Origin of the sequence: Pseudomonas sp. E6002 (genome assembly GCF_013385565.1) — a bacterium.
Lineage (GTDB): Bacteria > Pseudomonadota > Gammaproteobacteria > Pseudomonadales > Pseudomonadaceae > Aquipseudomonas.
In genome coordinates, this window is the sequence record NZ_JACAPT010000022.1 from 99663 (window position 1) to 119855 (window position 20193).

General features: G+C 62.4%; 12 protein-coding genes. 11 read left to right on the forward strand and 1 reads right to left on the reverse strand.

Annotated features, from left to right (window positions below; all coding sequences use genetic code 11):
• Nucleotides 1–75: 75 nt before the first annotated feature.
• From urtB to ureC, 10 genes are all read left to right on the forward strand, one after another.
• A complete protein-coding gene (urtB, locus tag HX815_RS17525) occupies nt 76–1578 on the forward strand; it encodes an urea ABC transporter permease subunit UrtB (protein ID WP_003217374.1) in 1503 nt (500 codons plus the stop codon).
• Entirely contained in the window at nt 1578–2657 is a 1080-nt protein-coding gene (urtC, locus tag HX815_RS17530) for an urea ABC transporter permease subunit UrtC (RefSeq protein WP_008439056.1), read from the forward strand. Before urtB ends, urtC begins: the two co-directional genes overlap by 1 nt.
• Nucleotides 2654–3514, forward strand: coding sequence for an urea ABC transporter ATP-binding protein UrtD (gene urtD, locus HX815_RS17535; protein WP_003217378.1), 861 nt, complete (start codon nt 2654–2656; stop codon nt 3512–3514). The genes urtC and urtD overlap by 4 nt, the downstream gene beginning before the upstream one ends.
• 127 nt (nt 3515–3641) lie before the next feature.
• On the forward strand, nt 3642–4340 hold the full coding sequence (urtE, locus tag HX815_RS17540; RefSeq protein WP_003217380.1) for an urea ABC transporter ATP-binding subunit UrtE: 699 nt from the start codon (nt 3642–3644) through the stop codon (nt 4338–4340).
• Nucleotides 4341–4370: 30 nt separating this feature from the next.
• Nucleotides 4371–5210, forward strand: a complete 840-nt coding sequence (locus HX815_RS17545; protein ID WP_177028637.1) for an urease accessory protein UreD — start codon at nt 4371–4373, stop codon at nt 5208–5210.
• A gap of 148 nt (nt 5211–5358) precedes the next feature.
• Nucleotides 5359–5661: an urease subunit gamma gene (gene ureA, locus HX815_RS17550; protein ID WP_003217383.1), complete on the forward strand. Its 303-nt coding sequence runs from the start codon at nt 5359–5361 to the stop codon at nt 5659–5661.
• Between the two features lie 9 nt (nt 5662–5670).
• Entirely contained in the window at nt 5671–6192 is a 522-nt protein-coding gene (locus HX815_RS17555) for a GNAT family N-acetyltransferase (protein ID WP_003217385.1), read from the forward strand.
• A 5-nt stretch (nt 6193–6197) separates the two neighbouring features.
• Nucleotides 6198–6728, forward strand: coding sequence for an N-acetyltransferase (locus HX815_RS17560; protein WP_008439064.1), 531 nt, complete (start codon nt 6198–6200; stop codon nt 6726–6728).
• A complete protein-coding gene (locus HX815_RS17565) occupies nt 6725–7033 on the forward strand; it encodes an urease subunit beta (RefSeq protein ID WP_003217389.1) in 309 nt (102 codons plus the stop codon). Before HX815_RS17560 ends, HX815_RS17565 begins: the two co-directional genes overlap by 4 nt.
• A gap of 128 nt (nt 7034–7161) precedes the next feature.
• Nucleotides 7162–8862: an urease subunit alpha gene (ureC, locus tag HX815_RS17570; RefSeq protein WP_003217391.1), complete on the forward strand. Its 1701-nt coding sequence runs from the start codon at nt 7162–7164 to the stop codon at nt 8860–8862.
• On the opposite strand, the gene HX815_RS17575 is transcribed toward ureC, so the two are convergent.
• Nucleotides 8847–13991: a dermonecrotic toxin domain-containing protein gene (locus HX815_RS17575; protein WP_177028638.1), complete on the reverse strand. Its 5145-nt coding sequence runs from the start codon at nt 13989–13991 to the stop codon at nt 8847–8849. The genes ureC and HX815_RS17575 overlap by 16 nt on opposite strands.
• Nucleotides 13992–14275: 284 nt before the next feature.
• On the opposite strand from HX815_RS17575, the gene HX815_RS17580 reads away from it, so the two are divergent.
• A complete protein-coding gene (locus HX815_RS17580) occupies nt 14276–20191 on the forward strand; it encodes an NEL-type E3 ubiquitin ligase domain-containing protein (RefSeq protein ID WP_177028639.1) in 5916 nt (1971 codons plus the stop codon).
• Nucleotides 20192–20193: the final 2 nt, after the last annotated feature.

Sequence of the window (20193 nt, forward strand, 5' to 3'; positions counted from 1 at the left end):
GCATCCGAAACTGAGCCAGCGCTTTCGCGAGCAAGCCCGCTCCCACATTGTCCGTGCATGATCAGGACATTTTGTATGCCCACTGCCCTATACCGCTTCATCCTCGCCGCCCTGCTGTTGCTGCCCCTCGCCGCACACGCCAGCGACGCCGAAGACTTCATCAACGCCAACCCGATGCAACAAGCCAAGCTGCTCCAGGACTGGGCCGCCCAGCCCGACCCGGCGCGCATCGAGCTGGTGGACGCCCTGCAACAAGGCCAGATCAGCGTCAACGGGGAAACCAAGACCGTACGCCTGAACAACCGCCTGCGCGGCCTGATCGACAACGTGCAAGCCAGCCAGGAATTGCTCGCTGCCGACCCCAAGGTGCGCCTTGCCGCCGCCCAGACTCTGCAAAAAAGTGCACAACCTGCGCAGCTGAAATTCCTCGACCAGCAACTCGCCGGCGAAACCAATGATGACGTACATACAGCCCTCAGTCTCGCCCTGGCCAACCTGCAACTGGTAGACCCCGACCCGGCCGTGCGCCTGGCCGCCGTGCGCTTGCTCGGCGGCACCGGCGACCCGCTGGCCCGCACTCGCCTGGAAGCCCTGCTCGCTCCCGGCGTCGAAGCCGACGCCACGGTGCACACCGCCGCCGAGACCAGCCTGGCCCAGGTCAAACGCAAACTGATGGTGGGCGAGATTCTCGGCCAGGCCTTCAGCGGCATGTCCCTGGGCTCGATCCTGTTGCTGGCGGCGCTCGGCCTGGCGATCACCTTCGGCCTGCTCGGGGTGATCAACATGGCCCACGGCGAGATGCTGATGCTCGGCGCCTACTCCACCTATGTGGTGCAGTTGCTGATGCAGCGCTACGTGCCCCAGGCCATCGAGTTCTACCCGCTGATCGCGCTGCCGGTGGCGTTTTTTGTCACCGCCGCCATCGGCATGGCCCTGGAGCGCACGGTGATTCGTCACCTCTACGGCCGCCCGCTGGAAACCCTGCTCGCCACCTGGGGCATCAGCCTGATGCTGATCCAACTGGTGCGCCTGGTGTTCGGTGCGCAGAACGTTGAAGTGGCCAACCCCGAGTGGCTGTCCGGGGGAATCCAGGTGCTGCCCAACCTGGTGCTGCCGTACAACCGCATCGTGATCATCGCCTTCGCGCTGTTCGTGGTGGTGCTGACTTGGCTGCTGCTGAACAAGACGCGCCTGGGCCTCAACGTGCGCGCCGTCACCCAGAACCGCAACATGGCCGCCTGCTGCGGCGTGCCCACCGGACGCGTGGACATGCTCGCCTTTGGCCTCGGCTCCGGCATAGCGGGCCTCGGTGGCGTGGCCCTGAGCCAGATCGGCAACGTCGGCCCGGACCTCGGCCAGAGCTACATCATCGACTCGTTCCTGGTGGTGGTGCTCGGCGGCGTCGGCCAGTTGGCCGGTAGCGTCATGGCCGCCTTCGGCCTGGGGATAGCCAACAAGATTCTTGAGCCGCAGATCGGTGCCGTGCTCGGCAAGATCCTGATCCTCGCGCTGATCATTCTGTTCATCCAGAAACGCCCGCAAGGACTCTTCGCACTAAAAGGACGGGTGATCGACTGATGAACCAGCCATTGATGCTTACGGCCGCGCAAAAGGCCGGCCCCAAGGTGACTGTCGCGGTCGGTGCAGTGGTGCTGATCCTGCTGCTGGCGCTGCCGTTGTTCTCGCTGTTGTCACCGGAAAATCCGCTGCACGTTTCCGCCTATACCCTGACGTTGGTGGGCAAGATTCTGTGCTACGCCATCGTCGCCCTGGCGCTGGACCTGGTGTGGGGTTATGCCGGGATGTTGTCCCTCGGCCACGGCCTGTTCTTTGCGCTGGGCGGTTATGCCATGGGCATGTACCTGATGCGCCAGGCGTCCGGCGATGAGCTGCCGGCGTTCATGACCTTTTTGTCGTGGACCGAGTTGCCGTGGTACTGGACCGGCACCAGCCACTTCCTCTGGGCAATGTGCCTGGTGGTGTTGGCGCCGGGATTGCTGGCACTGGTGTTCGGGTTCTTCGCCTTCCGCTCACGGATCAAGGGCGTGTACTTCTCGATCATGACCCAGGCCCTGACCTTCGCCGGGATGCTGTTGTTCTTCCGCAACGAGACCGGGTTCGGCGGCAATAACGGCTTTACCAATTTCCGTAGCATCCTCGGGTTTGGCATCACCGAGCCGGGCACGCGAGCGGCGCTGTTTGTGGCCACCGTGGTGTTGTTGGTGGCGAGCCTGTTCATCGGCTGGCGCCTGGCCCAGAGCAAGTTCGGCCGGGTACTGACAGCGCTGCGGGATGCGGAAAATCGCCTGATGTTCTGCGGCTACGACCCGCGTGGCTTCAAGCTGTTCGTATGGGTGTTGAGCGCGGTGCTGTGTGGTTTGGCGGGCGCGTTGTATGTGCCGCAAGTGGGCATCATCAACCCCAGCGAAATGTCGCCGACCAACTCCATCGAGGCCGCTGTGTGGGTGGCCCTCGGCGGGCGTGGAACCTTGATCGGCCCGCTGCTGGGCGCCGGTGTGGTCAACGGCATGAAGAGCTGGTTCACCGTGGCGTTTCCTGAGTATTGGCTGTTCTTCCTCGGTGCGCTGTTCATCATCGTCACCCTGTACTTGCCCAAGGGTGTGATTGGCCTGCTGAAGAAAAGGGGCGACCAATGAGAATTACAGCGACGGCGGAATTCATGCTCGAGCCCATTCTTGAACCGAACAAAGACCAAGGCAGCGCCCGCGATGCCATTGGCCTCGGTCAGGCTGCCGGCAAAGGCCTGAACACCCGCCACGGCACGATCCTGACCCTGGAAGACATCAGCGTCAGCTTCGACGGCTTCAAGGCGTTGAACGACTTGAACCTGTACATCGGCGTCGGCGAATTGCGCTGCATCATCGGCCCCAACGGCGCGGGCAAGACCACGCTGATGGACGTGATCACCGGCAAGACCCGGCCCAGCCACGGCAAGGCCTGGTTCGGCGAAACCCTCGACCTGACGAGCATGAGCGAAGTGCAGATCGCCCAGGCCGGCATCGGTCGCAAGTTCCAGAAGCCCACGGTATTCGAAGCCCTCAGCGTGTTTGAAAACCTGGAGCTGGCGCAGAAGACCGACAAATCGGTGTGGGCCAGCCTGCGGGCGCGCTTGAGTGGTGAGCAGAAAGACCGCATCAGCGAAGTGCTCGACACCATCCGACTCACCGCTTCAGTCAATCGCCCGGCCGGCTTGCTGTCCCACGGCCAGAAACAGTTCCTGGAAATCGGCATGTTGCTGATGCAGGACCCGCAACTGTTGCTGCTGGATGAACCGGTGGCGGGCATGACCGATGCCGAAACCGAGTTCACCGCCGAGCTGTTCAAGCGCCTGGCGGGCAAGCATTCGCTGATGGTGGTGGAACACGACATGGGCTTTGTCGGCTCGATTGCCGACCACGTGACGGTGTTGCACCAGGGCAGCGTGCTGGCCGAAGGGTCGCTGGAACAGGTGCAGGAAAATGAGCGGGTGATCGAGGTTTACCTCGGCCGCTGAACCTGATCGTTCCCACGCTCCGCGTGGGAATGCATCCGGTGACGCTCTGCGTCACACGGCGGACGCGGAGCGTCCATTGCGGCATTCCCACGCAGAGCGTGGGAACGATCATTAAGGGGAACTGAACATGCTGCAAGTCGACAAGCTGCACCAGTACTACGGCGGTAGCCACATCCTGCGCGGGCTTTCCTTTGAGGTAAAAGTCGGCGAAGTCACCTGCCTGCTGGGCCGCAACGGCGTGGGCAAGACCACCTTGCTCAAGTGCCTGATGGGTTTGCTGCCGGCCAAGGAAGGTGCGGTGAACTGGGAAGGCCGCGCCATTACCGGCTTCAAGCCGCACCAGCGGGTGCACGCCGGTATCGCTTACGTGCCCCAGGGCCGGGAGATTTTTGGCCGCCTGACAGTGGAAGAAAACCTGCTGATGGGCCTGTCACGCTTCCCCGGCTCCGAAGCCAAGGAAGTGCCCGCCTTCATCTACGAGCTGTTCCCGGTGCTGCTGCAAATGAAGCAACGCCGGGGTGGTGACTTGTCCGGCGGCCAGCAACAGCAGCTGGCTATCGGCCGGGCCCTGGCCAGCCGCCCGCGCCTGCTGATCCTCGATGAACCCACCGAAGGCATCCAGCCGTCGGTGATCAAGGAGATCGGCGCGGTGATCAAGAAGCTCGCGGCACGCGGCGACATGGCGATTCTGCTGGTGGAGCAGTTCTATGATTTTGCCGCGGAACTGGCCGACCAGTACCTGGTGATGTCCCGGGGCGAAATCGTCCAGCAGGGGCGTGGAGAAAATATGGAAAGCGAGGGTGTGCGCGGGCTCGTTACGATCTAATCTGTAGCGTCCTAACGATAAGCACTGACCATGACCCTACCTGCCCCCACCGCGCTGTTCACCCCCAGCTGGCACGCCGAGCTGGAACTCGGCTACGCGCGTTTCGGCGACACCACGCGCCCAGTGATGCGCCGCCACCTCGGCCCACTGCGGGTGCAAAAGCATCTGTACGCCGAAGGCCCCGAGGTGTGCCAGCACATCATCGTGCACCCGCCGGGCGGGATTGCCGGCGGTGATCGTCTCGATATCAGCGCCCATGTCGCCGAAGGTGCGTGGGCGCAACTGACCAGCCCCGGCGCGGCCAAGTGGTACCGCGCCGGCGGGCCGGCGTATCAGAAACTGGAGCTGACGGTTGAGGCGGGCGCGACGCTGGAATGGCTGCCGCAGGAGACCATCGTGTTCAGCGCCGCCCAGGCCGAACTCACCACCCGCATCGACCTGCAAGGCGATGCCCGGCTGTTTTACTGGGACGTGGTCGCCCTCGGGCGCCCCGCCAGCGGCGAGCGTTTCGACCTCGGGCACTTCCAGTCGCACCTGGATATCCGCCGCGACGGCCAGTTGATTTGGCATGAGCGCCAGCGCATTGTGGGCGCCGACGGTTTGCTCGACTCACCCATCGGGCTGGACGGGCAACCGGTGTTTGCGACCTTGCTGGTGACCGGCGAAATCGACCCTGAACTGCTCGAACAATGTCGCTCCCTGCCCCACCCGGTACGCGGCGACCTGACCCAATTGCCCGGCCTGCTGGCGGCCCGCTGCCTGGCCAGTGAAGCGCTGCTGGCGCGAGCTTGGCTGATCGCACTGTGGCGCCTGCTGCGCCCGGCCGTGCTGGGCCGCGAGGCTGTATCACCGAGAATCTGGAGCACATGAAGATTAAAAATGTGGGAGCGGGCTTGCTCGCGAATGCAGTGGGTCAGGCAAAGATGCATTCACTGACACACCGCATTCGCGAGCAAGCCCGCTCCCACATTGGATCTCCGGTGTTTTTACGAATGTATTTCATAGTGGACCTTGAACGATGGACCTGACCCCACGGGAAAAAGACAAACTGCTGATCTTCACCGCCGGCCTGGTAGCCGAGCGACGGTTGGCGCGCGGTGTGAAGCTCAACTACCCGGAAACCATCGCCTACATCTCCGCCGCGTTGATGGAAGGCGCCCGCGATGGCCGCACCGTGGCCGAGCTGATGCACTTCGGCACCACCCTGCTCACCCGCGAACAGGTGATGGAAGGCATCCCGGAAATGATCCCGGACATCCAGGTGGAAGCCACCTTCCCCGACGGCACCAAGCTGGTCACCGTCCACCAACCCATCGCCTGAGGCCCGACCATGTCCTTTTTGATTCGTGATGCGGTGCACGCCGATTTGCCAGGGATTCGCGATATCTACAACGACGCGGTGCTCAACACCACGGCGATCTGGAACGAACAACCGGTAGACCTGGGCAACCGCCAGGCCTGGTTCAGCGCTCGTCAGTCGCAGTTTTATCCGGTCCTGGTGGCCGTCGAAGACGAGCAGGTCATCGGCTATGCCTCGTTCGGTGACTGGCGGCCCTTTGAGGGCTTTCGCCACACCGTCGAACACTCGGTGTACGTGCGCAACGACCAGCGCGGCAAAGGCCTCGGCCCACAGTTGATGCAGGTGCTGATCGAGCGGGCGAAAACCTGCGACAAACACGTGATGGTCGCCGCCATCGAAAGCGGCAACCAGGCCTCGATCCGCCTGCATGAGCGCCTGGGTTTCATCACCACCGGGCAGATGCCCCAGGTCGGCACCAAGTTCGGCCGCTGGCTGGACCTGACCTTCATGCAACTGACGCTCAACCCAGGCGCTGTGCCGCCCAAGGAGTGACACCGATGAACGCCCAACTGCGTCGAGTCAATGCCGAAAGTTTTGCCCATTACCGCCCGGGTTTGATTGAGCTGTTGCTGGACGCCGTGAAGCACGGCGCATCGGTGGGGTTCATGGCCGACTTCGATGAAACCCAGGCCAGCGCTTATCTCAACGGCGTGCAGGCCAGCCTCACCGATGGCAGCCTGCTGCTGTGGGTGGTGGTGCGTGATGAACACGTCATCGCCAGCGTGCAATTGGCGCTGTGCATGAAAGCCAACGGCCTGAACCGCGCCGAAGTGCAGAAGCTGCTGGTGCACAGCGAGGCCCGGCGCCGTGGCCTCGGCCAGCAACTGATGAGCGCTTTGGAACTGAGCGCCCGCCAGTACAAACGCGGGCTGCTGTACCTGGACACCGAAGCCGGCTCCGGCGCCGAAGCCTTCTACCAGTCGCTGCGTTATACCAAGATCGGTGAATTGCCCGACTACTGCCAAAGCCCGGACGGGCGCTACACCCCGACCGCCATCTACTTCAAGACCCTGGGGCAACCTGCATGATTCCTGGCGAATTTCAGATCCAGCCTGGCGACATCGAACTCAACGTGGGCCGGCGCACCGCCACCCTGAGCGTAGCCAACAGCGGCGACCGGCCGATCCAGGTTGGTTCCCACTATCACTTTTTCGAGACCAACGACGCACTGACGTTCGACCGTGCTGCCAGCCGTGGCATGCGCCTGAACATCCCGGCCGGCACCGCCGTGCGCTTTGAGCCGGGGCAGAGTCGTGAAGTGGAACTGGTTGAGCTGAGTGGCAAACGCCGGGTGTTCGGGTTTGCCGGGCGCATCATGGGCGACCTGGATTAATGATCGTTCCCACGCTCTGCGTGGGCATGCATCCTGTGACGCTCCGCGTCACGACCTTCAAGAGCGGACGCAGAGCGTCCAGGGCGACATTCCCACGCAGAGCGTGGGAACGATCAGGAACTAAACACATGAAGATTTCCAGACAAGCCTACGCCGACATGTACGGCCCCACCGTTGGTGACAAGGTCCGCCTGGCCGACACCGAGCTGTTCGTCGAAGTCGAACAGGACTTCACCGTCTACGGCGAAGAAGTGAAGTTCGGCGGCGGCAAGGTGATCCGTGATGGCCAGGGCCAGAGCCAACTGCTCGCCCATGAGGTGGTCGACACCCTGATCACCAACGCGCTGATCATCGACCACTGGGGCATCGTCAAGGCTGACGTCGGCCTGAAAAACGGCCGCATCGCCGCCATCGGCAAGGCCGGCAACCCGGACATCCAGCCCGGCGTGACCATCTGTGTCGGCGCCAGCACCGAAGTGATTGCCGGTGAGGGCATGATCCTCACCGCCGGCGGCATCGATACCCACATCCACTTCATTTGCCCGCAGCAAATCGAAGAAGCACTGACCAGCGGCGTCACCACCATGATCGGCGGCGGCACCGGGCCGGCCACCGGCACCAACGCCACCACCTGCACCTCCGGCCCATGGCACCTGGCGCGCATGCTCCAGGCCTCCGACTCGTTCCCGATGAACATCGGCTTCACCGGCAAGGGCAACGCCAGCCTGCCGGAGCCGTTGATCGAACAAGTGAAGGCCGGTGCCATTGGCTTGAAGCTGCACGAGGACTGGGGCACCACGCCGGCGAGCATCGACAACTGCCTGAGCGTCGCCGACGAGTACGACGTGCAGGTGGCGATCCACAGCGACACCCTCAACGAATCCGGCTTTGTCGAAACCACCCTCGCCGCCTTCAAGGGCCGCACCATCCACACCTACCACACCGAAGGTGCCGGTGGCGGTCACGCGCCCGACATCATCAAGGCCTGCGGCTTCCCCAACGTGCTGCCCAGCTCCACCAACCCAACCCGGCCGTTCACCCGCAACACCATCGACGAACACCTGGACATGTTGATGGTCTGCCATCACCTGGACCCGAGCATTGCCGAAGACGTGGCCTTTGCCGAAAGCCGCATCCGCCGTGAAACGATTGCCGCCGAAGACATCCTTCACGACCTCGGCGCGTTCTCGATGATCAGCTCCGACAGCCAGGCCATGGGCCGGGTCGGCGAGGTAATCACACGCACCTGGCAGACCGCCGACAAGATGAAAAAACAGCGCGGGCGATTGCCTGGCGACGGCGAAGGCAATGACAACTTCCGCGCCAAACGCTACATCGCCAAGTACACCATCAACCCGGCGATTACCCACGGCATCAGCCACGAAGTGGGCTCGATTGAAGTGGGCAAGTGGGCCGACCTGGTGCTGTGGCGCCCGGCGTTTTTCGGGATCAAGCCGACGCTGATTCTCAAGGGCGGCGCGATTGCCTCAAGCCTGATGGGCGACGCCAACGCCTCGATCCCGACGCCGCAACCGGTGCACTACCGCCCGATGTTCGCCAGCTTCGGCAGCTCGCTGCACGCCACCAGCCTGACCTTTATCAGCCAGGCGGCGTTGGCGGCAGGCCTGCCGGAGCAGTTGGGGTTGAAGAAGCAGATCGCCGTGGTCAAGGGTTGCCGCGCGGTGCAGAAAACCGACTTGATCCACAACGATTACCTGCCGGATATCGAGGTTGACCCGCAGACCTACCAGGTCAAGGCCGACGGTGTGTTGCTGTGGTGTGAACCGGCGGATGTGCTGCCGATGGCGCAGCGTTACTTTCTGTTCTGAAGCGCGATTTCCAGAGCCTCGTCAGTGAGCCTCTGGAGAATCGCCTTGCGCTCCTCGTGCAGTTTCACCGCAAGCGCATCATAGACGTCCTGGTGCATGGGCGTGCCGGGAGGAAAATCCTCAACCGACTTGTCCAGCATCAGGGCCGAATTGCGCAGGGTATTGCGCAGGGCCATCTTCTGCGACTCAAGCAATCGACCATTGGCCGCCAGATCATTCAGGGCACTCGTCAAGTCTTCCAGCGCCGCCCTTTTGCGCGTCAGCCAGACAAAGGCCGCGGGGGTCGAACGCTCAAGGTACTCACCCCAGAAGTCCAGCTCGACGAGCGCATCCCTGAGCAGGTCGCCCTCCTCCAATGCCATGACCCGATCAAAAGCATCGTCCAGCATCTGCGGGGTGACGTCGGGTTCCGGGTACATCACATCCGCTGATTGCCAGGGCAGCTCAAGCCGTTGGGCCAACCCGGTGGAAAACGCCAGATGGACCCCCACTTCGTCGATAGCCCGTTCGGGGTTTCCAGCAGAGTCGGTTCCCCGGTCCCGATCATTGGGGAACTTGCGGCCTTGCTCACTCAATGCCGCCACCCGGGCGCGAGCAATTTCTCCCAGCTTGTTGAGCCGGGTCCTGCCTTTGGCCACCGTCAACATCAGTTGCTCGACCACGTCGGGGTGAGGGTTGGTCCAAGCCTCATACACCATCACTTCGATCCCCATGGCATTGAACAATTGGGCACCCGCATCAACGCAGCTGGTAGGCGCCCTCGCCATGTCGAAAAGCTTCTCACGCAGCCGGGTGTCGTCGTACATGGCGCGCAACATTCGCCAGACCTTGGCCGTAAGGTCTTGCGCGAAGTCTTCCGACATTGCATCGGCAGACTCGCTCAACTTGCGGATTTCGTTAAAAAACGGTTCGGCGCCCCTGGACTCTTCCAAGGCATTCCATAGGGGCTGCAAGTCCCTCCACTGCATGTCGGTGAGGCCGGACTTCCATTGGATGCTGTCCTGCATCCCTCGGGGTGGAAACTGCCGCTCCGGGTCCATACCTACAGATTCAATGTACTGCTTGAGCTGGCGAAGGCCTTCGGGCGTCAGCAAGGAGCGAGTAACACGGGTGCGCGCAAGAATCGCAGCCTGCGCTGAACCTGGCTCGACTATCGGCACCTCGAGCGCATTACCTTCCAGGTCCAGGTTGAACTCGCGAGGCCGAGGCCTGGCGAAGATCCCAATGGGCCAACCACGCTGCCCGGTATCGCCCAATGAAACGTGATACAGCCGGCGCATCCGGCTGATGTCCGGCGCCATGCCCAGCGGATTGGACTCCAGCTCGAGTGTCTGGAGCCGGGTGAGGTTCTTCAATCGGTTGACGGCCGCGACGTCCAGCACAATCTCGTTATCCGCCAGTATCAACGTCTCAAGCCTGGGCAGATGCTCAAGCAACAGGGGCAGGCGAGTGAGCTGGTTGTCTTCCAGGTTGAGGGTGCGCAAGCCGCGAAAGGGAGCCAGGAAAGGCTCGACGGCATTGGTCAGTTCCGCACTGGATATTTCCAGGTAAGTGACATGATCAAAGTTGGCGCTCAGCGCCGGAAGCGACGCCAACTGAGGTTGTATGTCAATCTCGCTCACTTCGATCTTCTGGCCCAGGGGATTGCCGGAACTGTCCACATCAACCTCACCGTTACGCCTCCAGGCGCGAATCAACACCTTGCGCAGTTCTTTACGGATGGCACGCTGCTCTCGGTATTCAGCGCTATTGGCCTCACCAAAGCCCTGGATCGGTGATGCTTCCCAGGTCTCCAAGGTGGAACGGAGCATTTCGTACTCCTGCTCCAGAGAGATGAGCCAGGTGTCGTCGGCCGGCGTGTAAGGTGCACGCAGTTGGGCAATCTGCACTTCGTCAAAAGTGGGGTAGAGGGCTTTGATACGCTGGCGAACGTTGTGCTCCCAGGAGCCCGCACCACGACCACTCCAGGCATAACCGATCCGCCCGCGAGAAGAGCGCTGCGGCGAAATGAAAAAGGGTGAGCCCAACGGTTGCATGCCCAGCACCTTGCGCAGGCCGGCACGGGACAGGGCGTGCTGTTGAATCAACCTTCCAAGTTGCGGCCCCTGCCCGACCTCGGGCAACCCCACGGACTGGCGATGAGCCTCCGGCAGTGCGTGCTGCAAGGAATCGTACAAGCTATCGACCCCATGTAACTCGTTGCCCTGGGTGTCAAACACCTGATACTGACCATCGCCCACTCGCACCAGCAGTTTGAGGTTGCTGGACCCAGGTAGGCCATAGCTGGCACGCAGGCGCCCGCTCACCGAGCCTTCGTGCACTTCAATGCGCAGGCTGTCCCGCCAACCGGGAAGGTGCTCAAGGGTATTGAGCACCAGGGCTTCAGTGTCAGCATTGGCCAACGCATCCAGGTACAGCCCTTCATACGCCCGGGCCAGGCGCAATTCCCCAAGTTTCTGGCGCGCTTGCTGCGCCAGCTCCAGGGGAATCTTGCGATTGTTGACCAGGCTCGCCCGCTGCGAGGGGCTGGCACCTTCCAGCAGTTCCTCGACCATGACCGGTGGCAGGCTTTTGAAGTCGCGCGCGAACAGTTGCAGTTCGGCGCTGCCAGGCGATGACCGCCCGAGGTAAAGGCTGTCGAACACCCGCCGCAGGGACTGTTTGGCATAGATCCCCAGCCGTTCCTGCAACGCCTGGCTACGCAGCGCGGCCCCGTAAGGCATGTGTTGGCCGAGCAGGTTTTTAAGCTGCTCCTCGGGCAAACTCTCGACGATCAACGCCGGCAGCTTGCCGCCGAACAGGTCTATGCGGCTGATGCTGATCAGTTCCGTCCCGGGCGCATGAGGTTGGCCATACAGGGCAGCCGTCCTGCCGGCGCCATGGCCGTCAAATACTTCGATGGTCCTGCCGGGCGGCCAGCCGGTCATTTCCACCATCAACGACGCGGCGTAGCTACCCAGGTCCATCGACATCGACCCCGCAAGGATCTGCCCACTCAAGCTTTCGGCACGCCCGTAAGCCCGCATGCGCACCGCCGTATCGAGTGTGATGGCCGGAGTGGGCTCGCTTTCCACATACAGCCGGCGCAGCACGCTTTCGTCGGTGTCACTGATCTTGCGCACCTGCTCCAACTGCGTATCGCTCAGGCCTTCCATTACATGGCTCAGTCGCCGCATCAGCGGAACACCTTGCCACGTCAGGGGCTCATCGGCCTCATGGGTCCAGGCGCCAGAACCGTTGTTGACGATCTGAGGTTCATACGCCTCGGGCCTGCTGGGGTGCTGGACCCGGTACACGCCCGGTTCGTCTTGCGCGGTCACGGCGTAGCGATTGCCGTCCACCGACACGACCTGGCGCCCATTGACGGCATGTAGTCCCGCCTGGTCGGGAACCGAGCCTGCCGGCAGTCGGATGTCCTGCGCATAGGGCGCAAGGTCCGGCTTCCACAAGCGGGCCTTGCCCGACGGCAGCCTGACGGCCTTGAGTCCTTCGATAAACGGCGACAGGCTGATATGCAACGCAGCGCCGCCCACCGCCAGTTGCGCGAGATTTTCCAGCACGTCAGCGATATGCGCCCAGCCGGCCTCGCGGTCACCCTGGCCGAGTTCAACCACGCCCTCCAGCACTTCGTACAGCAGTTGCCCGGCCGTGACCACCGCCATCAGTGCACCCAAGGGCGGAATGAACATCGACACCAGGTTCAAGGTGAACAGGCCGATGTTCATCAGATGCGCCATCCGCCGGTCGTGGCCAGCCGCGTCGGTGTGAGCGGTGGGTATCGCCATGCTCAACCCATCGTCGAGTGCGCGCTTGCGCATGTCGGCGTACAGCTCGTCCCAAGGGTCGACGTCGATCCACAGCCCCTTGATCGGGTGGGCGTTGAGGTTCAGGTTTGGCTGGTCCTGCGGCGTGCGGCTGATATGTCGCGGGGACTTTATGACGGCGTTGATCGCCTGGAGTTCGGTAAGGGATTTTCTAGCGTAGTACTGTCGCCACGCTGGATCAGGGCCCAGGGCCACGCGCCTTTGCGGTTCATCGACGCGTTTCTCGGTGAACCGCCCGTAGTAGTAAGCCAGGTATTTTTTCCCGATGAACCGTGAGAAAAACTGTTGGTGGGCCGTGACCTGAACACCCCTGCTGTCCCAATAGTCCTCGGGTCTGTAAGCGGTCAGCTCACGGGTCGTTTCCTCTGCATAGTCGGCAAAGGTTTTGTAGCGCTTGATGGGGTGCTCGGGGTGGTCGGGGATGTAGACGATAAGCCAGGTGCCATACCCATGCTCCACGCTCGGGTCGATCATGAGGCAGCCGTGCATTTGCAGTTCCATGATACTGGGCCAGCGGTGCCAGACCTGCTTGCCTTCGTGCTTGATGCGTCGCTCGCCATTGGCGATGCGCTGCAGTAGCGCGTAGTCGTCGCTGCGAATATCACCTTTGAGCAACGCCACGTAGGCGGCGGCTCTGAAGGCGTCCTTTTGCCGGGTGATAAAGCGTTCACGCAGCAGGTTCCTGGACACGGTTTGCACGGGCAGCAGGTAGGTGGTGAGGTGTTCCTGGTACAGCCTGCCCAGGTCCAGGTCGCGGCATAACCGGGCGAAGGTCTCGATCGTCAGGGTCGTGGTATGGCGCTCGAAACGGCCATCGGCGCCGGGAGCGGTGATAAAGCCTGAAGCACTGTCGAAGAACCCGGCGCGGGTCTCGCGCGCTTCAAAATTGTTCAAGGCCGCTTGCAACAGGGACAAAGTCTTGGTCCGGTAGCCTGTCGCTAGACCTTCGACCGGTACATAGAGGCGCAGATGCACCTGGTTGACGTCCAGCTCAAACCCGGCGGCCTTCAACGCGGCTTCAAGCAATGGCCGGGCGAAGGCGTTGACCTCTTGCACCTTGCCGGTCGCTTGCTCCAGTGCAGTGTGAGACTTGATGCTCGCCTCCAACAGGTTTTGCAGCGCAGCCTTCTGTGCCGGGGTGGTGGTCGCATACCAGGCGGGGATCTCTGGCTTGGCCTGCGTGATGGCTGCACGCAGGGCAGGAGATGCGCTGACCAGGCTTTCGGGGATGGCGGCTTTGATCTGTGCATAGTGACGCCCTTCGCCGCCCGGCAGGAGCGAGGTGGAGGCTTGAGGTGCTGGCATAAACGAGTACCGATAGGGAAATTAAGGCAATGACCTTAATCAGTCGCCCCCGGCACTCGGCGGTAGCTATTTGAACGGATTGCCCCCCATGGACGAACACTCAAAAAGCGCTGGCAGGCTTGATGCACACGGGGGGATTTCCATGGGGTAATTAAGTCGTCGATCCATAGGTAATCCGGGGCCGATGCGTTAACTATTGCGTGCTATCCAGCGGCTTTTCGACTTATTAATCCACAGCGGTTTTCAGTAGCCTTTTTCCTTTGCTTACCCAAAGGAATGCCCCCATGCAGGATGCCCCCTCCGTTACTCCCCTCTCATCTTCCGACGACAACAGTGCGTTCATTCGCCAGGCCATTCCGGACTGGCTGGTACAGGCGCCGGCCCACCGCATAGAAGTGTTGAAACAGGCCAGGCTCGAACAGGCGCAGTGGATGGACAGCTTGTCGCCGCTGCAGCGAAGAACCTTGAAGGCGTTCAATGAAACCAGTTTCAAATCCCAACACGCGGTGGATAAACACCTGGCCAACGTCCAGGCACTCAAGCCCTTCGCCATAGGCCTGCTCAACGGCGCGCTGAAAGAACAATTCAACCTCACCGTGGATGTCGAAGGCACCTCTCTTCGTTTGTATGAGCCGCTGAGGCTCGGCACCCTGGGGATCAAGGCCGGCGAATACAAAGTACTGGAGGTGTCGCTGGTGCAGGCTGCCCTGCATAACTTTGAAGCCAGTGAAGGTGAAGACGGCGCATTCGATCCTGCCTCCGGGTTCACCCAATACCCGGACCGGGAAGGCGCCTCTCCCAGGATCAGCCCGGCGCTGACCGTACCCGCCTTTATCAGGCTGTGCCGTACGCTGGACGTGGGTGCCCGCTACCAGGCGCACCTCAAGGAAACATTACTGCCCACCGACGAGACGGCCGCCACCCGGTTGCGCGACGCCGTGATCACCAGCCAGAAGGATGCCCTCAGGGCTGCGGCGTACCTGGCGCTGCTCAAGCAGGACATTCTCCCGGATGACTTCACCATGGTGCTCAAGGTGGTCGACGGCGAACGCAACCCGACGCTGGGCGGCAAGCCGGTGTGGTTCAGTTGCCTGAGCGTGATGGACCGCGCGCTCATGGGGAGCGTGGTGTTTACACCGGTGGAAAAATATCGCTATGCCACCGACTTCATCGTCTACCTGCCTCACGATCCGGAGCACCCGCTCAAGCGCTACAACAGCCTTGATGCGCTGAAAACCGAACTGAACCGCCAGTGGGTGGCGCGCGACAAAGCGCCAAGCGAATCCGGCAATAACAACCGCCCGACGCCCACGAGCTACCAGCATTTTTTCAGCCAGTTTCTCAATGAGCATGACAAGCCGGCGTTCTTCAACCGGTTTACCGAACCCGCTGCGGACTCCACCGCCGCCGTCGACGCAGTAGCGCGTTCGCCGGTGACCCAGACAATGCTGCAACTGGCCTTCCCGGTATTGACTACGACGGTCATGCCCCAGTCGCTTCCGCCCCCGAAAGCCGGCTGCAGGGTGGTGAAGACGGGCGCTCCCGACCTGTACCTGATGGTGGTCTCAAGACAGGGCCTGTGGGCTGACAACGTCGACCTGTGGGCCAACCTGTTTGAGCATGGCCGCGACAAGGCCCTCGGCGATGCGCGCGACCAGGCAGTGCCCACCGCCGATGTCGACGCCCGGGTGCGCGGGCAAAAAATCGCCCGTTGGCTGGAGGCCGGCGCTACCGTGCTCGGCCTGGGACTGGCGTTCGTCCCGGTGCTCGGCGAAATCATGCTGGCCGCCATGGCGGGCCAATTGCTCTACGAAACCTTCGAAGGCGTGATCGACTGGGGCGAAGGCGACCGGGACACGGCCAAGGCGCACTGGTTCGACGTCGCGCAAAACCTGGCCGCCATGGCGCTGTTGGCCGGTGCGGGGAAAGGCCTGCAAAAACTCGCGGCACCGCCTACACCCGCGTTGGTACAGGAGCTCAAGCCGGTGCGTTTGCCAGGTGGCGAGCTACGGCTGTGGAAGCCGGACCTTACGCCTTATCGCAGCCCCGTCGTATTGCCCAAGGACGCCACGTTTGATGACCTGGGCTTGCACAGCCACGACCAGCAGCCGCTGCTGCCCCTCGACGATCACCTGTATGCCGTCAAACCCGAGCCCGACGGCGACACCTATCGCATACAACACCCCACACGCTCCGACGCTTATGCCCCGCAGGTGGCGCATAACGGCGCAGGTGCCTGGCTGCATGAAGGCGAAGAACCGCTGACCTGGGACGGCCCGGCGCTGATGCGCCGCCTGGGTTGTCGCACCCGGGGCTTGAGCGACGCACAACTGGAACAGGCACGCCTGGCCAGTGGCACTCGCGCCGATCAACTGCGCCAACTGCATGTGGACCTGCAACCGCCGCCCGCCCTGTTGAGTGACAGCCTGGCGCGCTTTGGCATCCATCAGCGGATCGAGACGTTTATCGAGAAGATGGGCAGTGACGACCCGCTGGATTATGCGCTGGCCGACCCGGCGATCACCGAGCGCGTGGTGGCGCACCGAGGCTTGACCTATCCGGCGGTCCTCGACCCGACTCCCCGGGTGCTGGACGAACAGACGATGCTGTGGCGCCGGGAAGTTGCCCAGGCCGCCCGGGACAGTCGGACCTCGCTGTTCGACGCGGATTATCGCGCCCATAACCTGACCCGCTCGCCCCCGGTACAGCAGCTCATTGACAGGTTTTCCGGCCTGCCGGCGGAGGTTGCCAGGCAGTTGCTGGAAACCGCCACGGACGCGGATTTAACTGCGCTGAGTGGCCATCAGCAGTTGTCACCAAGGCTCACCGCCCTGGCGCGCGAAAGCCAGCAGCAAGTGCGCATTGCGCGGGCCTATGAAGGCTTGTTCCTCGACACCCTGCAGAGCCAGGACAGCCTGCGCTTGGCCCTGCATACCCTGCCCAGCTTGCCGGGTTGGGACCCGAGCCTGCGGGTGGAAATCCGCTTGGGCAGCGAACAGGGGCCACTGATCGACGCCGTCGGCCCAGAGGCCGACGCACTGCCGTTGGTGCTGGCGATGGGTGAAGACGGAGCGTTCGGCGCCACCGACCTGTATGGCGCCGTTCTGGCACGTCTTGAACAGGGCCAGCGTCGAGCACTTGGCGAAGCCGCACGGGACGCCGGCACCTTGAAGCAACGGGTGCGTCAAACGCCATTGGCCCGGGACGAGCTGCGCTCGGTGCTGCTGGAATACCCGTTGCTGCGCAAACCCTTGGCAGGAGACCTGCGCCTGCGGGGCGGCTCCCCGCTGCACAAACTCACTCAATTGCGCAGCACCCATACGCGGGTGCGCAAGCTGTATCCGGGGTTCAGCGACGAGCAGGCCACAGCCTTCATCGAGACCCTCGGGAGCGATGCGCGCACTGAGTTGACGCGCCGGGAAGACCAATACGCCGCCCTCAAACGCGCACTCAAGGACTGGGTGAAACGCAGTGCCCGAGAAGATACGAGCCGGCGTCCATTTGAGGTAAACCCGGGAGGCCGGGAGCAGTCAGTGGCCGATGCGTTAAGAGACTGCTGGCGCCGACAGACCGTGGACCGTGCCGGGGCATACACCGGGCGCCGACTGGAAATCAGCGCCCAGGTGAACCTGCCCAAACTCAACGCCGATTTTGGCCATGTCGAGGAGTTGGTTCTCGACTACGTGAGCTTCACCGACGGCCCCGGGCAGTTCCTTGGCAACTTCCCCAATCTGAAACGTTTGACCCTCAAACAAGTCGGCGGTATCGGACGCCACACGCTGACCGAACTGCCCGAAGCAATCACGGCCATAAAGGCGCTGACGCACCTGGACCTGTCGAAAAATGCCATCCGCCTGAGCGAAATCAGCGCCGGCCAACTGGCCGGCCTGAGCCGCCTGGAAGAACTGTGCCTGAACGACAACCCCTTGGGCACCCTGCCGGATTTCAGCCCGCTGCTACGACTGCGCAAGCTGGAGCTGCGTGACACCCGGATCAATCAGTGGCCCACAGGCCTGCTGGAACTGCCGGAGCTGAGAGAAGTCGACCTGTCCGGCAATCACCTGAGCGCGGTGCCCGACAGCCTGCTCAACCCAGCCCCCGAAAACGTGGAAGCCAGCATCCGTCTCAACCGCATGACCCGCCTGCGTGACAACCCATTCACCCCGCAAGCCAATCAGCAGATGCGGGCGTACATCGCTCGCCTGGCACAAACTCGCCCGGGCTGGCGCAACGGCGGCCAGCCTGGCGCCTTCGAAGTACCCTTGAGCCACACCGACGAAATGCGGCGGATAAGGGACCTGTTTCCCGGCTACAGCGAGGAGGAAAACGAGCAATTCGTATTGCACGCAGGCGACGGGGCGCCGGCTGAACTGACGCGCCTGGAAGGCGAGTGGCAAACCTTGAGCACCCAACTGAACGCCTGGGCCACACAACGGTTCCTGGTGGCTGCCGACAGCGAAAACCTGCGTGCAGGGGATGCCAACCATCGCCAGCAATTCGCTCGAGACCTCAAGGCGTGCTGGCGGCGCATGACTCCCAAAGTGCTGGCCCAAGATGGTTCTCCCGCCGGCTACACCCTTGAAGCACTCGGCTTGAGAGTCGGCGACTTGCCTGCGCTGGAAGCAGATTTCAGCCACGTTGGGTCAATCAAGCTTCAGGACATGCAATCCGTATACGGCCTGGATGAGTTTCTCGGCCACTTCAGTCACACCCGTTGGCTCGACCTGTCGTACGGAGAGTTGCGTTCAATCCCGCCCAGCGTTGCCCGGATGATTCGGCTTACCCGCCTGGACCTCAGGAGCAACCAACTTTCCCTGAGCGAGGCCGACGTGGATCTGCTGGAGGGGCTCACCTCACTCAAGATCATCAATCTGAGCCGCAACCCCCTGGCGCGTACCCCCAACTTCGCAACCCTGCCGAACCTGCGTAGGGTGAATTTGAAAAACACCGGGATCACCGAGTGGCCGCAGGGCTTGGGGCCACATCAGGCGTTGGACATCGTTAACCTGGCGCAGAACCGCATCACGCAGTTGCCCGAGTCCCTGGTCAACCCGCTGCCCGAGGAGGCCGAGGCATTCATCTACGTCAACAACGTCACCTTTATCGACGGCAACCCGCTGAGCACCGAAGCCCGCAGGCAGTTGGTCGAGTATTGGAGCAATGCAACCTTGCTCCACCGCGAGGCAGCAGCGGGCCGGCAGCCCGGCGCGATGCGTTATCGGGCGCCACAGCCCGCTACAGTCGAGGTTCACGCGCCTCAAGAACAGATCGTGGACGACACACCGGAGCCGGCATACCAGCACTGGATGGATGGTCTGTCACCCGAGGAAATCGACGTACGACGCAGCCTGTGGGAGTCGATTGCCGAGAAACCCGGTTCGCAGATCTTCCTCGACATCCTCGACAACCTCAAAGAATCGGCGGAGTACCGCAGCCGCTATACCGACCTGCAATCGCGCCTGTGGCAATTGCTCGATGCGGCCCGGGACGATGGCTTGCGTGAAGAGCTGTTCAACCTGGCGGGTGACCCGCGCTGCGGCGATCGGTCGGCCCTGGTGTTCAGTGACATGGAGACCAAGGTGCTGACGTGGCAAGCCACGCGCTATGCCGCCGATGGCGAGGCGGGACCGGCACTCTACACGTTGGCCAAAGGTCTTTTTCGCCTGGACGAGGTGGAAAAATTAGCCAGCGCAGACATTCGGGTTCGAGAAGGCATGATTCGCACGTCGACCATGACCCCTGAACAAAAAGTCGCCGCCCTGGAAAAACTGGAAGATATTGAAATTCGCCTGGCCTATCGCATGGGCCTGGCCCGCCGCCTCAGCCTGCCCGGTCAGCCCAACGATGCCCGCTACCTCGCAACGGGACAGGTAGCGCCGCAGATCCTGAATAATGCCGCCATCACAATAGAAAAACTGGACAACTCCAAGAAGCTCGTACAGTCGCTGTTAGGCCGCGAATTCTGGCAGGCCTTTATTCGCAACCATTATGACGATGAGTTCAGAGTCCTGAGGGAGCCCCATGACGTGCGCTTGAATGCGTTATCCGAGGAACACGATGCCGGCGCCCTCAGTGATGAGGCATACGCAACCCAGGCTGAAAATGTGCAACTGCAACTGGCCGTGGACGAGGCGCAGCTGGTTCGCTTGCTGACCCTGCGCGACTGGGTGCCGTGCAAGGCGCGCTGCAGCATCACCTGATG

Coding starts and splice junctions, on each gene's coding strand:
- HX815_RS17580 (WP_177028639.1), top strand. CDS start 14,276: ATGCAGGATGCCCCCTCCGTTACTCCCCTCTCATCTTCCGACGACAAC.
- urtE (WP_003217380.1), top strand. CDS start 3,642: ATGCTGCAAGTCGACAAGCTGCACCAGTACTACGGCGGTAGCCACATC.
- urtD (WP_003217378.1), top strand. CDS start 2,654: ATGAGAATTACAGCGACGGCGGAATTCATGCTCGAGCCCATTCTTGAA.
- HX815_RS17545 (WP_177028637.1), top strand. CDS start 4,371: ATGACCCTACCTGCCCCCACCGCGCTGTTCACCCCCAGCTGGCACGCC.
- HX815_RS17565 (WP_003217389.1), top strand. CDS start 6,725: ATGATTCCTGGCGAATTTCAGATCCAGCCTGGCGACATCGAACTCAAC.
- HX815_RS17560 (WP_008439064.1), top strand. CDS start 6,198: ATGAACGCCCAACTGCGTCGAGTCAATGCCGAAAGTTTTGCCCATTAC.
- urtB (WP_003217374.1), top strand. CDS start 76: ATGCCCACTGCCCTATACCGCTTCATCCTCGCCGCCCTGCTGTTGCTG.
- HX815_RS17555 (WP_003217385.1), top strand. CDS start 5,671: ATGTCCTTTTTGATTCGTGATGCGGTGCACGCCGATTTGCCAGGGATT.
- ureA (WP_003217383.1), top strand. CDS start 5,359: ATGGACCTGACCCCACGGGAAAAAGACAAACTGCTGATCTTCACCGCC.
- ureC (WP_003217391.1), top strand. CDS start 7,162: ATGAAGATTTCCAGACAAGCCTACGCCGACATGTACGGCCCCACCGTT.
- HX815_RS17575 (WP_177028638.1), bottom strand. CDS start 13,991: ATGCCAGCACCTCAAGCCTCCACCTCGCTCCTGCCGGGCGGCGAAGGG.
- urtC (WP_008439056.1), top strand. CDS start 1,578: ATGAACCAGCCATTGATGCTTACGGCCGCGCAAAAGGCCGGCCCCAAG.